The following is a 14318-nucleotide window of genomic DNA, read 5'->3' as shown; positions in this document are numbered from 1 at the left end:
ATGAAACAGTATTTGATCCTTATTTTTTCAATCGTTTTTTCTTTTATCTCTTGCTCTTCTGATACTCCTAACAATGAAGAAGTAGTAACTGAAGGTGATGATAAAGTTGTAGAAAATGGAAATTCACTGCTTTGGAAAATTGAAAAAGAAGGAGCTAAAACTTCATATATGTATGGAACCATGCATATGATAGATGCAGAGTATTTTCATTTTACAGATAAAATGACAAAGCTTGCGAAAGAGTCAGATGCTATTGTAATGGAAGTTGGTGGAATGCCAAACCCTTTGAAAACAATGGAATTGATGAAATTAGATACTGGTGATATCAGATCAATTTTTACAAAGGAAGAAATGAAGACAATCGTTGGTTTTTTTGACAAAGAATTAGGGATGGAACCAGACGCTTTTTTTGAAGTTTATGGACAAATGAAGCCATTTTTTATCCTTCAAGCCATTTCTCAAAATTACTTTTCAAGTGAAACTGAATCTTATGACTTGCAATTCATGAGTATAGCAGGTAAAAATGAAATCCCATTGATTGGGTTAGAAACAATTGAACAGCAACTAGGATTTTTTGACACCATCCCGCAAGAAGCAATGAATTCACTTATTGTAGAAAGCATTGAAAACTTTAAAAAAGAAAAGAAAAGTACTGAAAAAATGATGGAGATCTACTCTGAGCAAAGAGTGGATAAACTAATTCCGTTGATGAAAAAACAATCTCCTGAATTTATGGATTACAGTGATGTTTTCTTGTATGATAGAAACAAAGCCTGGATTCCTAAAATCAAAAAGGAAATGGAATCCAAGCGTATTTTTATTGCTGTAGGCGCCGCGCATCTTTTTGGTGATGGAGGCGTAATTGACCTATTAAAAAAAGAAGGTTATAAAGTAACACCTATCTCCACAGAAGACTAAGCATCTTCATGTATAATAAAAAGTGGTTTGCTAGAATGCAATGCCAGTTTTTTAGACAAACTTTTATGCCAGATTTGTTCCCAAATGTTATAGTGTCTGGTCATAGTGACAATCATATCTGCAGAATGAGATTTTGAAAAGTCAAACAATGCTTCTTCAACATTACTGGCCTCCACAAAGTGATGACTGTGTTTGTAATCTTTAAAAATATCATCCGTTTCAATTTCACCTTTTGAAGGAACTTCATTAAAATCCACTTCTTTTTGAACATTTACAATAGCAACCGAAGCTCCAAAAATGTCCAGTAATTCAAGTAAAGGAGCGTATACCTCAGCTGATTTATGTTTGCGGAATTCAGTAGCCAAAATAACCTCTTCTAATTTAAACTCGTGTGCTGCTTCAGGTATAATTAACATGCTACACTTTACAACGTTTATAATATTTGAGGCTACACTTCCAAAAACCACATCCAATGCTCCGGTTTCTCCTTTTGTACCCATGATGACCAAATCAACTTTTTCTTCCAACACAATGCTTTCAACCAGGTCCACTACAGAACCAAATTCAACAATAGACTTTATAGAAACTCCGGGATATTTATGCTGATAAGTTTCTACTTCCGCCTGCAATTTAGACACCTCTCCATCTTTCATTTTTTCTATAAAAACCATATCCTCAGCAGTTGCCATTGGATAATGATAAGCATGAAAAAGAATTACCTCAGCGTTCATCTTTTTTGCCAGATTCAACCCAAAATTTGCTGCCCTATAAGCATTAGCTGAATAATCAGTTGGGATCAATATTTTTTTGATTGTCTCTTTCATATATTCTAAGTTTTAATCCAAAGATAATGGCATCATCTTTAATTAATTTGACTTCCATTCTATACAATATATGATTAATATCATAAATACCACTGTCCGGTATCAGAAGTTTGATTCTATAGTTCAAATAGATTTGTCTTGTGAAAATAAGTTTAAAGTAAATTTAACCTACTGTTTTAGTTATAACATATAGAAATAGTAGTTTTGGGATTACTTAAATAATTAAAAATTAATCAGATGGGAATAATATTCGTTCTACTCGCAATCAGTGTTAGTTTGGCTTTATTCTTTTTAGTGTCTTTTATCTGGGCCTCGAAAAATGGTCAATTTGATGACACTTATGGACCAGCCGTTCGAATGCTTTTTGACAGTGAAGACGAAGATCAAACTCATCAAACATCAAAAACCAAAAAGGAATGCAATTAGAGAAGTTTAGCTACGACAACCGAATTGTTAGATTGTTCCTTATCGCCACCGTAGTATGGGGTGTAATCGGAATGTTAGTCGGTTTATTTGCGGCACTGGAATTAGTTTGGCCAGATCTTAACCTATTCAGCTGGTTATCATTTGGACGTATAAGACCACTGCATACAAACGCGGTAATTTTTGCCTTTGTAGGTAACGGTATTTTTGCCGGAGTATATTACTCATTACAGCGATTACTCAAAACCAGAATGTTCTCAGATATGCTGAGTAAAATCAATTTCTGGGGTTGGCAATTGATCATTTTATCGGCGGTATTAACCTTACCTTTTGGATACACAACTGGTAAAGAATATGCTGAGTTAGAGTGGCCAATTGATATTGCCATTACCTTAATTTGGGTGGTGTTTGGGTGGAACATGTTTGGTACTATTCTTAAGAGAAGAGTAAAACATATGTATGTTGCCATTTGGTTTTACATTGCCACATTTGTAACAGTTGCAGTTCTTCACATTGTAAACTCATTTGAACTTCCTGTTAACTTTTTGAAAAGTTATAGCTGGTATGCAGGTGTACAAGATGCATTGGTACAATGGTGGTACGGACATAACGCCGTAGCATTTTTCTTGACTACACCTTACCTGGGATTAATGTATTACTTTATTCCGAAGGCAGCCAATAGACCGGTTTATTCATACAGACTTTCAATTATTCACTTCTGGGCACTGATCTTTATTTATATCTGGGCAGGTCCTCACCACTTATTATTCTCTTCATTACCACATTGGGCTCAAACATTAGGTGTTGTGTTCTCTGTAATGTTGATTTTCCCTTCATGGGGTGGTATGTTAAATGGATTATTAACACTAAGGGGAGCCTGGGACCGCGTACGTGATGACGCAGTTTTAAAATTCATGGTAGTTGCTGTAACATGCTATGGTATGGCAACTTTTGAAGGACCAATTCTTTCATTAAAAATGGTAAACTCCATTTCTCACTTTACAGATTGGACAGTTGCGCACGTTCACGTTGGAGGATTGGGATGGAACGGTATGTTAACATTTGGTATGGCTTACTTCTTGGTTCCTAAAATGTGGAACACAAAGCTTTTCTCTAAAAGCTTGGCAAACACTCACTTCTGGTTAGCAACTATTGGAATTGTACTTTGGGTGATCCCAATGTATATCGCAGGATTCATGCAGGGAATGATGTGGAAAGAATTCAATCTTGATGGAACTTTAGCTAGTTCTTTCAACGAAACTGTAAACGCGCTACATGAATTCTATATGGTTCGTTCTTTAGGTGGGGCATTGTACATAGTTGGAGCATTGATTATGGTTTACAACTTAGTTAAAACTGCCAAACAAGGAAGCTTTGTTCCGGATGAAAGTGCTGAAGCCCCTGCATTGGTTAATCCTAAAAAAGGACACAGAGGAGAACACTGGCATTCATGGATTGAAAGACGTCCGGTTAAATTCTTGATCTTATCATTGTTTGCCATCTTAGTTGGAGGTATTGTAGAGATTATTCCTACCATGATGGTAAGTTCTAATGTTACTAAAATTGAATCTGTACAACCATATACTCCTTTGGAGTTAGAAGGTAGAGACATTTATATTAGAGAAGGATGTTACAACTGTCACTCACAATGGGTGCGGCCATTTAGGGATGAAGTTGCCAGATATGGTCAATACTCAAAAGGTGGTGAGTTCGTATATGATCATCCATTCCAATGGGGATCTAAGAGAACCGGTCCTGACCTTCACAGATCAGGAAGAGGGAACAGTATCAATAACCCATCTGCATGGCATTATAAACACTTGATTAATCCAAGACACGTAAACCCTGAGTCTGTGATGCCGGCTTACGTTTGGTTAACTGATCCTTTGGATATTTCAAATACACCTAGAAAAATCTCGGTAATGAGAAAACTAGGAGTTCCATATCCTGAAGGATACGAAGATCAAGCGGTAGATGATCTAAAGGTACAAGCTGAAGAGATTTATCAAGAGATCATTACAGGTGATCCTGAAATCACTAAAGCAAGACCGGACATGGAGGTAATTGCATTGATTGCTTACTTGCAGAGATTAGGATCTGATATCCTAAAAGAATCTCCGGCAGAAGAAGAAACTGAAGTTAATGAGGTAATTATTGACACGGTTTCAAGCCCTGCTCCAGAACAATTAAATGAAGTAGACACTACAAAAATCAATGAATAATGTTAAGCGATATTAAAGGATATTTAAACGGTATAGAAGGAGTGGAAATTTATCCAATCATCTCATTCATCATCTTCTTCTCATTTTTTATTGGTTTGAGCTTTTATGTGTTCAAGCTTAAAAAAAGTAGAGTTGAAGAATTAAAAAACATTCCATTAGACGACGAAAATTAATCATCATGAAACAGCTATTGAACGTTAAACAATTACTATTAAGCTTTGCCATAATAGCATTTGGTAAAGTAGGATTTTCTCAAGATGCTGCCGAAGTTGTAAATACGGTTGCGGAGAAAAGTCGCCCCATGTATGAAAGAATGGGGATGTCATCTAATCAGCTTTTTGTGCTCATGATGACTGTCACCATCCTTTTGGTTGCAATTACTGTAGGGATGGCACTTAACTTGAGTAAAGTTGTGAAGTTTAAAATGAACAAAGACCTCAACAAAGGTATTAAGGTTATCGCTTTAATTCTTGCGCTAGGGGTTAGTGGAAATACTTTTGCAGCTGAAGCTTACGAACCAATGTCAATGGAAATTCCGTTTTCGGATGAAGCGTTTTGGGGATTAGTAGTATTTGACATCTGTTTAGTATTTATGATCCTTTATCTGTCAAGAATGATGAATTTATTCATGTCAGAATATGCACCGGCTAAAAAATTCAAGCTGTGGGCAAGATTCCAAAAACAATTGACGGATGCTAAACCAATTGAAGAAGAAGGTTCGATTTTATTAGATCATGACTATGATGGTATTAAGGAATTGGACAACAATTTACCACCTTGGTGGAAGTATGGTTTTTACATCACAATTGCTTGGGCGTTTGTATACTTTATTTATTACAATGTTCCAGGTGGAGGACCAACTCAAGAACAAGAACTGGAAGCCAATATTGAAAAAGGGTTAATTGAGGTTGCCGAGTACAAAGCAGCTCACCCTGAATTAGTAACTGAAGAATCTGCAGTTTTCTTGGATGATGCAGCAACAATTAATGAAGGAAGAAACATCTTTGTTCAAAACTGCCAAACATGCCACATGGATGGTGGACGAGGTGGTGCAGGTCCAAACCTTACTGATGATTATTGGATTTATGGTCCTTCAATGCAGGAAATGTTCCATACCATTTACAATGGTGCAAACAACGGGATGAGAGCCTGGAAAAATGACCTAAACGGATTACAGATTCAGGCTGTGGCTTCGTACATTAACCAACTGGATCCTATTCTTCCACCAGAAGGACAAGAACCTAAAGGAGATTATTTTCCTCCGGAGGAATAAACAACAATAACAACTACAACAACACACATTACTAGCACTTACCATCACACCTAAAGAAATATATCAATTATGAGTAATGAACAAAGATTTGAAGAAGAGTTTAGAGACTCTATTTCAACTGTAGATGAAAAGGGAAAACGTGTGTGGGTTTTCCCTAAGAAACAGAAAGGAAAGTATTTTAACAGAAGAAGTATAGTAGCCTACACACTACTTACAATTCTCTTTATTGGTCCATTTTTAAAGATCAATGGAGAGCCACTGCTGATGTTGAATATTTTGGAAAGAAAGTTTGTCATTTTTGGACAAATTTTCTGGCCATCTGACATGTTCATTTTTGCCATAGGACTAATTTCATTTATAGTTCTGGTAATTGTTTTTACCGTCGTTTTCGGTCGACTCTTTTGCGGTTGGGTATGCCCTCAAACGGTATTCATGGAAATGGTATTTAGACGAATTGAATACCTGATTGATGGTGATTGGACTCAGCAAAAGAAATTGGATAAAATGCCATGGAACGGCTATAAAATCAGAAAAAGAATCCTAAAATGGGGTATTTTCTGGTTAATCTCTTTTGCAATTGCTAACACATTTTTAGCATACATTATTGGTATTGAAGAATTAAAAGCTATTATCATAGACAGCCCATCAAATCACATAGGAGGACTGATTGCTATAGTTTTATTTACCACGGTATTTTTTGCCGTATTTACCTGGTTCAGAGAACAAGTATGTACTACAGTTTGTCCTTATGGAAGACTCCAAGGAGTTTTACTTGATAAAAACTCAATTGTAGTTGCTTATGATCATGAAAGAGGTGAAGGAAGAGCCAAATTCAAAAAGAATGAAGACAGAAAAGCGGAAGGCAAAGGAGACTGTATAGACTGCAACCAATGTGTACATGTTTGTCCTACAGGAATTGACATTAGAAATGGAACTCAATTAGAATGTGTAAACTGTACTTTATGTATGGATGCATGTGATTTCATGATGGATAATGTTGGACTTGAAAAAGGACTGATCAAATACGCATCTGAGGATGAAATCTCCACAAAAAAACCATGGAAGCTAACATTACGAGCCAAAGCTTACATTGTTTTGATGTTTGCTATAGTTGGATTACTGGCAACATTGATTTTAACAAGAGATGCGGTTGAAACTACCATCATTAGAGCAGATGGAACAACTTATCAAAAAATTGATGATCACACCTACTCTAACATTTTCAAAGGAAGTTTTATGAATAAGTCAAATGAGGATCACACTGTTACTATGGAAGTTTTGAGTGGAAATGCAACTGTAGAGATTGTAGGTGGATCTTTTGAACTTCCTAAAGGAGAAATAATAAGAAGAGAATTCGTTGTGAAAATGTCAAATGACAATATTGAAGGACCGGACACGCCTGTTGAAATAGGAATCTATTCAAAAGGAAAATTGATTGAGCAAGAAACAATCGATTTTGCAGGTCCTGGATTTTAAAAAAATAGAATTATGAATTGGGGTAAAGGAATTACAATAGGAATTGCAGCATTTATGCTTTTCATTCTATCTTTTGTATATCGTGCAACTCAGTATGAAGCTGAATTAGTAACTGATAATTACTACGAAGAAGAAGTGAATATTGACAAAGATAAAGTCAGCAGAAAAAACTACAAGGAACTAAATGAAAACGTGAACATTATTCAAAAAGAAGAGGGTGTATGTTTTCATTTTCCCGAAAATGTTCAAAATTCAGAAGGAACAATTGAGTTTTACAGAGCAGACGGTAAAATATTTGATAGAACTTTTTCAATTGAAGCAGACAACAACGGAGATCAATGTTTGCCTTATGAAGAGTTTGTAAAGGGTAGATATGATGTTTCTGTCAGATGGAATGACAAGCAAAAGGATTATCTATTTGAAGATGACATTCAATTTTAAATGCTTTGGTCTGCATTCATATTAGGAGCAATGGGCAGCTGGCACTGTGTTGGCATGTGTGGCCCTATTGCTTTAATGGTTCCCGGATCTAAAGGGAAAAACAAGCTAATTGCGGCAGGTCTTTATAACCTTGGAAAAGTATCTGCATACGTTTTAATAGGCTTGTTATTTGGCCTTTTTACAGCATTTATTGACTCATTTAAAGTTCAGGCAATTATCACCATTTCAGTAGGAGTTGTGATCGGACTGTTGGCATTAATTCCTTCTATTTTAAATTATGCAGAAAAGAAAGGATTTAAGCTCTTTTCCACTCTGATTAACTTCAAAAATAAGCTAAGTCAAGTTGTTGCAAAACACAGATTAGATTACGGCTTATATATAGGATTCTTTAATGGATTTATTCCTTGTGGGATGGTTTACATTGCTGCTTTGGGAGCCATGATTCAACCTTCGCTTTTAGAAAGTGTTTTATACATGGTGTTTTTTGGTATTGGTACTATGCCAGCCTTGTCTGCTGTAATTCTAGCATCTGGCTTCATAAAATCAAAACTAAAGTTCAATCCTGCCAAAGTTAGATTGGTTGCATTCTTATTGCTAAGCGCCTTTATGATGTACAAAGGCATCTCACAACTGAACACAAAAATTGAACAGCCTAAAGAAGGTGATCACTTTCAAATTTGTGAACAAGCCTCAATTTAATTTTCTGCTTTTTAAATTGGTTAGCAAGGTAACCAAAGACACCACAGAGATCGAACTCAAAGGCATTAAGATTGCTGCTATTAATGGCGTTAGCTGACCAGTTAAAGCAAAAGACAATCCAATTACATTGTAGATAAATGAGAATATATAACTAATTCTTATTACATCAATTCCTTGAAAAGCATAATTGATATACTCCTTTAAAGCAATTAGCTTTTTTCCTGATATAATAGCATCTGAAGAAGGAGAAAAAGAATAAACGTCATCAACTACAGCAACACCCACATTGGCTTGTTTTAAAGCACCGGCATCATTCAAACCATCACCAATCATCATTACATTGCTGCCCTGAGTTTGCAAATCAGCAATATATTGCAGTTTATCTTCGGGGCTTTGATTGAATTTTAGCACTACTTTATCACCCATTAAAGCTCTCAATCTGTCAGCTTCAGTATCATTATCTCCGGATAAAACATGTAACAAATACTTATCCTGAAAGGTTGAAATCAATGTGCTGATCTCTGATCTGTACTGATTGTGAAACTCAAAATATCCTAACACCTCATTATTTTCTGTAATTACTACACAACTGCCTTTATAATTTATGTGAATCCCTAACCAATCTGCAGATCCCATTTTATAAAGATCGTCTCCAATTTTGGCTTCTATTCCTTTTCCTGCAAATTCTTCCAGCTCATCTAACTCGATATTTGAATCATACTTAGATAAAAACTTATAGATATTTCTGCTAAGGGGATGTGAGGACTGCTTACTTATTGAAGCAATTTTTGATTTAAGATCATCTGTTAAATCAGTACCCGACCATACAACCTCTGTTTTACTGTTATCTGTTAATGTTCCCGTCTTATCAAAAACTATATCTGTAATTTCAGTCAATGGTTCTATCACATCTGTAGATCTAAGAAAAAAGTCTTTCTCCCCCAACCTTCTTATCATGTTTCCAAAAGTAAATGGCGCGGATAAGGCCAAAGCACAAGGACAGGCAACAATAAGTACGGACGTTATTACAAATGGCATTTTGTCAGGATCAATTTGATACCAAACTAAAGCCGCAATAGCCGAAATCAACAAAATTGCAATAGTAAAATACTTACTAATGTTATCAACTATGGATTTTCTGTTTTTGTCCTTTTTAAATACCGGATTGTTCCAAAGTCTCGTGAGATACGAATTCTCAATCTCTTTAATAACCTCAACAACTAATGAAGAACCTATTTGTCTACCTCCTGCATAAACTTTATCTCCCTGGTTCTTTTTGATCAACATGGATTCTCCGGAAACAAAACTGTAATCAATTCTGCCATTCCCTTCAATTAAAATAGCATCTGCAGGAATTAACTCATTATTTCTAATCACCAATCTATCTCCCACCCCTACATTCTTAAGAGCTATTACTTCTTCTTCATCTCCATTTTTACGTGAAGCTGAAATAGGAAAATAAGATCTGTAATCTCTGTCAAAATTTATGGCTTTGTACGTTTTTTGCTGGAACCATTTACCTATAAGTAAAAAGAATATTAAACCGGCAAAAGAATCAAAGTATCCCGCTCCTGTTCCACTTAATATCTCATAGGCGGATCTTGTATATAGGGCTATAATCCCCAAAGTAATTGGGACATCAATATTAATGTGTTTGTTTGCTAAAGCCTTATATGATGAAATGATATAATCCCTGGCGCCAAAAATCAAAACCGGAACAGATAAGATTAAGTTCAAATAATTGAAAGTTTGTTGAAATGATTTATCTGCCTCATCCAAACCTACATACTCAGGGAAACTTAGTAACATGATATTACCAAAACAAAATCCGGTTAATCCAATTTGAATTAGCAATTTTCTATTAACCCTGTCACTCTTCTTTTGGTCTAAATCACTCAATGAAATATTTGGAACATACCCAATAGAAGTTAGTATTTCAGCAATTTGTTTAAGCGATATTTCTTCATTATTAAAGGTGATTTCAGCCTCTTTTTCAGCAAAAAACACCTGACACTGAATAATAGCAGGATTGAATTTATGCAACCTTTCTAACAACCACAAACAAGAACTGCAATGTATTTGCGGCAATGAAAACTTTACTCTACTTATTCCACCATCTGAAAACAACAAAAGTTTTTCCTGAACTTCTTCAAGATTTAAAAAATCGAATCTTTTATCTGTTGAATCAGTTCTAAAACCAGCATTCTGATCTAAACTGTAAAACTTCTCCATTCCATTTTCATGCAAAACGGTATAAACAGTTTTGCATCCTTCACAACAAAAAACTTTGTCGTCAAAGTAAATGGTTTCTTCGCATGTTTGTGAGCAATGATAACACTGCATAATATCAGCATTTAGTGATACAAAGTTAAAACTTAGATCCACTGACAGAGTTGATAAACATCATTCTTTACACTGAGAATAATTAACAAATATCAAAAGTGATTATTCTTATTATTTTTATTGTCAAAATTGAATCCATGCCTGAATCAGAAATTGAGGACATATATCACGTACTTTTTGACACCATTGCGGAAGGTCTTTTGATCGCAGATAAAGAGGGTAAAATTGTAATGGCCAATCCAAGCGTTCACAGTATGTTTGGTTATGAGCAAGGTGAATTAATTGGTGAAAAAGTAGAAAAACTAATTCCTCCTGAGGCCAGAGATGTTCATGTTAAGCACAGAAGTGATTATCATGACAAGCCCAGAAAAAGGCAAATGGGAAGAAACAGAAACTTACATGCTGTTAAAAAAAATGGAGAATTATTTCAAGTTGAAGTAAGTTTAAATCACTTCAACAAAAACAACCATTTTCTAGTGGCAGCCATTGTTACAGATGTTACTGAAAGGGTAAAACAACAAAAAGAGATTCAAGAACTCAATAGGAACCTAGAAGAAAAAGTTAAGAAGAGAACCAAGGAAGTTTTTGAAAGTCAGAAATTGTATTCAGCCATTGCTACAAACTTTCCAAATGGAACAATTAATGTTTTTGATGAAGATTTGAATTATTTGTTCGTTGAGGGATTAGAACTAGCAGAATTAGGGATTGACACTAGCAAATTAATTGGTACAAGTTACCTTGATAAGATTGCTCAAAAACTACGTCCAAAACTGGAAAAAGAGCTTCGAGAAGCATTTAAAGGCTCACATAAAGACTTTGAATTAAAGCATCAAAATGCTTATTACAGAATCAATGCAGTGCCATTAAGCTCAATCGGTGAAACCGGGAAAATTGACAAAATATTGGTGGTTGAAGAAAATATCACTCAACAAAAAATGATAGAAAAGCAAAGAGAAGAGGCTTTGCAAAAGGAGAAACAACTGAACGAAATGAAATCTCGATTCGTTTCAATGGCTTCTCATGAGTTTAGAACACCTTTGAGTACTGTTTTATCATCAGTTTCACTTATTGAAAAATACATTGAACTAGAGAATTTTGAAAAAACCGAAAAACACATAGGTCGAATTAAAAACTCTGTAGCCAATTTGACTGAGATACTTAATGACTTCTTATCTGTTGAAAAACTTGAAAGCAACAAGAGTTCGGTGGATAAAATTGAGTTCAACTTTAATGACTTTTTAAATGATGTTATTGAAGAGCTTAAAGTGATTTGTAAGAAAGATCAGCATTGCAAAGTAGATTTTATTGAAGGAGACAGCACAATAATCTCTGATCCTAAAATTCTAAAGAATGTACTTTATAACCTGATTTCAAATGCCATAAAGTACTCAGGAGAAGGTAAAAATATTTATATTTCGACATCACTCAAAGAAAATAAATTGCATACATCCATTAAAGATGAAGGTATTGGAATTCCAACTGAAGACCAACAGGAACTTTTCGGTAGATTTTTCAGAGCAAAAAACGCCAGTAACATAAAAGGAACTGGTTTGGGTTTGAATATCGTAAAACGATATCTGGATTTATTAAAAGGAGACATTACCTTTGAAAGCACTTTAGGAGAAGGCAGCACCTTTAATTTTTATATACCTATCAAATGAGCAAAAAAATAGTTTTAATCGAGGACAACGACGAAGTACGTGAAAATATCCAGGAAATTCTTGAATTAGCAGATTACGAAGTAATAGCTGGAGAGAATGGTAAAATTGGAGTTGATTTGGTAAAAAAACACTCACCTGACCTGGTTTTATGTGACATTATGATGCCTGAACTTGATGGCTATGGTGTGTTACACATGCTAAGTAGAAATGCAGAAACATCTAAAATCCCTTTTATTTTTCTTACCGCTAAATCTGAAAATGAAGATTTTAGAAAAGGTATGAATATGGGGGCTGATGACTACTTAACCAAGCCATTTGATGATGTACAATTGTTAAATGCTGTAGAAAAAAGGTTGGATAGAATTTCTAGATTTGCTCAAGATTTTGACGGTTCTCATGAGGGATTAAACAATTTTGTTCAGGAAGCAGGTGTACAAGATTTAGAGGCGCTTACGCAAAGCAGTAGGATAAAAAAGTACAACAAAAAAGACAATGTTTACTTTGAAGGTGATTATCCCGGATTTTTATACTTTGTTAAAAGCGGTAAATTAAAAACCAGTAAAATGAATGAAGACGGAAAAGACTTCGTCACTGGTTTATACAAAGAAGGTGATTTTCTTGGCTATATGGCCCTTATTAAAGATCACTCATATGAAGAGGCAGCTATAGCCTTAGAACCAACTGAATTGGTTTTAATTCCAAGAGAAGAATTTATTCAACTCTTAAATGGTTCAAAAGAAGTTTCCATGAAGTTCATTAAAATGCTTGCCGGTTCAATTTCTGAAAAGCAAGAAGAACTTTTAAACCTTGCCTATGACTCAGTTAGAAAAAGAGTGGCAGATGCCTTATTAAAACTTGCTGATACATACAAAGAAGAAAATGGAGACAATTTCACCATGTCCATTTCAAGAGATGATTTGGCAGCCATTGTTGGTACCGCAACTGAATCTGTAATCAGAACTTTATCTGAGTTTAAGGCAGACGGCTACATCAGCATTAAAGGCTCAAACATTACAATTATTGAAGAAAGCGAACTGAGAAATTTCAGATTCTAGTCGTGCTCTAAAGCCAAAATTGGAAACTTAGCTTTTTCAACCAATGCTTTACTCACACTACTGTGAAATAATCTGTCAAAGAATCCTGTATGAATTGGTAAAATCACCAATAAATCTGCATTCTTATCGTCACAGAAATCTGTTATAGCTTCAGTAACATCATTTGATTCAACTTTAGAGTAATGCGCATTTTCAACATTAATACTTAAAGAAGCTAAATCAACAGAAGATCCCTCTGTCTCTACTGAAAACACATTGATTTGTGAACCAAATTGCTTTTGCATTTTTTGAAGCGGAGCAATAACCTGATCACTATATTCATGTTTACCATCAGTTGCTAACACCACTTCTTTAAATCCTCCAAACGAAAATGAAGGTGGAATTGAAATTACCGGAATAACTGTAGCTCTGATTATGGCAGAAGCAACACTTCCAAAAAGTACAGCATCCATTCCGCTAGCACCTTTGGTTCCCATAATTACTATATCATAATCACCAGCTTGTCTCATTTTTTTGATGGCATCAACCGGCGACCCAAATACAGAATGCATTTTAACATTCAAATTCATGTTTGGATACGTTTCCTTAATCCAGGCAAGTTCTTGATCCAATCCTTCCATAGATTCCTTGGCCAAAATATCATTCAGATCAAGCAAAGTAGCTGAAGATGAACGAGCATAATAAGCGTTCAACAAATTATACTCTACATCCGGACCAAATGCATCAATTGCATACTTAATTGCATTTCTAGCAGGCCCAGAAAAATCAGTCATTAAAATGACGTGGCTAAAACTTTTTTTACTTGTTGTTTCTGTACTCATATACTCCTTTTGGATTACGGATTGCATAAATATAGTAATTCAAATTTAGCTCAAATATCCTTCTAAAAACACAAGTTAATTATGATGTATGATTTTTTTAATAATGAGAAATGTCATTTTTTTATTTCAGATCAGTTGAATAGCTGAATTACTGCTATCTTT

General features: G+C 34.9%; 13 protein-coding genes. 10 read left to right on the top strand and 3 right to left on the bottom strand.

All coding sequences use genetic code 11. The features are described from left to right. Positions 1 to 918 carry a TraB/GumN family protein gene (locus K6119_RS17355; RefSeq protein WP_221835160.1) on the top strand — a complete coding sequence of 306 codons (918 nt, stop codon included), beginning with the start codon at positions 1 to 3 and terminating at the stop codon, positions 916 to 918. Here the strand turns inward: K6119_RS17355 and K6119_RS17350 are convergent. Next, positions 915 to 1742, bottom strand: a complete 828-nt coding sequence (locus K6119_RS17350; RefSeq protein ID WP_221835162.1) for a universal stress protein — start codon at positions 1740 to 1742, stop codon at positions 915 to 917. The two genes, K6119_RS17355 and K6119_RS17350, sit on opposite strands and share 4 nt — an antisense overlap. Before the next feature lie 237 nt (positions 1743 to 1979). On the opposite strand from K6119_RS17350, the gene ccoS reads away from it, so the two are divergent. The 7 genes from ccoS (at position 1980) to K6119_RS17315 (ending at position 8276) form a co-directional block, all read left to right on the top strand. Then, positions 1980 to 2168 carry a cbb3-type cytochrome oxidase assembly protein CcoS gene (ccoS, locus tag K6119_RS17345; RefSeq protein ID WP_221835164.1) on the top strand — a complete coding sequence of 63 codons (189 nt, stop codon included), beginning with the start codon at positions 1980 to 1982 and terminating at the stop codon, positions 2166 to 2168. Continuing rightward, complete coding sequence (gene ccoN, locus K6119_RS17340) at positions 2159 to 4387, top strand: cytochrome-c oxidase, cbb3-type subunit I (RefSeq protein ID WP_221835166.1); 2229 nt, start codon at positions 2159 to 2161, stop codon at positions 4385 to 4387. Before ccoS ends, ccoN begins: the two co-directional genes overlap by 10 nt. Beyond that, a complete protein-coding gene (locus K6119_RS17335; RefSeq protein WP_221835169.1) occupies positions 4387 to 4560 on the top strand; it encodes a CcoQ/FixQ family Cbb3-type cytochrome c oxidase assembly chaperone in 174 nt (57 codons plus the stop codon). The genes ccoN and K6119_RS17335 overlap by 1 nt, the downstream gene beginning before the upstream one ends. Positions 4561 to 4565: 5 nt before the next feature. Then, positions 4566 to 5660, top strand: coding sequence for a cbb3-type cytochrome c oxidase N-terminal domain-containing protein (locus tag K6119_RS17330; RefSeq protein ID WP_221835171.1), 1095 nt, complete (start codon positions 4566 to 4568; stop codon positions 5658 to 5660). Between the two features lie 69 nt (positions 5661 to 5729). Then, positions 5730 to 7136, top strand: a complete 1407-nt coding sequence (ccoG, locus tag K6119_RS17325; protein WP_221835173.1) for a cytochrome c oxidase accessory protein CcoG — start codon at positions 5730 to 5732, stop codon at positions 7134 to 7136. Between the two features lie 12 nt (positions 7137 to 7148). Further along, positions 7149 to 7577 (top strand): FixH family protein, encoded by a 429-nt coding sequence (locus K6119_RS17320; RefSeq protein WP_221835190.1) that lies wholly within the window; start codon positions 7149 to 7151, stop codon positions 7575 to 7577. Further along, positions 7578 to 8276, top strand: a complete 699-nt coding sequence (locus tag K6119_RS17315; protein ID WP_221835192.1) for a sulfite exporter TauE/SafE family protein — start codon at positions 7578 to 7580, stop codon at positions 8274 to 8276. Here K6119_RS17315 and K6119_RS17310 read toward each other — a convergent pair. Further along, a complete protein-coding gene (locus K6119_RS17310; RefSeq protein ID WP_221835194.1) occupies positions 8268 to 10619 on the bottom strand; it encodes a heavy metal translocating P-type ATPase in 2352 nt (783 codons plus the stop codon). The two genes, K6119_RS17315 and K6119_RS17310, sit on opposite strands and share 9 nt — an antisense overlap. A 137-nt stretch (positions 10620 to 10756) precedes the next feature. Between K6119_RS17310 and K6119_RS17305 the strand changes: the two genes are divergently transcribed. Then, on the top strand, positions 10757 to 12280 hold the full coding sequence (locus K6119_RS17305) for a sensor histidine kinase (protein ID WP_221835197.1): 1524 nt from the start codon (positions 10757 to 10759) through the stop codon (positions 12278 to 12280). Further along, complete coding sequence (locus K6119_RS17300; RefSeq protein WP_221835207.1) at positions 12277 to 13335, top strand: response regulator; 1059 nt, start codon at positions 12277 to 12279, stop codon at positions 13333 to 13335. Before K6119_RS17305 ends, K6119_RS17300 begins: the two co-directional genes overlap by 4 nt. Here K6119_RS17300 and K6119_RS17295 read toward each other — a convergent pair. Further along, complete coding sequence (locus K6119_RS17295; RefSeq protein WP_221835209.1) at positions 13332 to 14156, bottom strand: universal stress protein; 825 nt, start codon at positions 14154 to 14156, stop codon at positions 13332 to 13334. The two genes, K6119_RS17300 and K6119_RS17295, sit on opposite strands and share 4 nt — an antisense overlap. Positions 14157 to 14318: the final 162 nt, after the last annotated feature.

Source organism: Paracrocinitomix mangrovi (genome assembly GCF_019740355.2).
GTDB lineage: Bacteria > Bacteroidota > Bacteroidia > Flavobacteriales_D > Crocinitomicaceae > Paracrocinitomix > Paracrocinitomix mangrovi.
The sequence above is the reverse complement of the archived record's forward strand: the minus strand, read 5'-3'. Positions and strand labels throughout refer to the sequence as shown.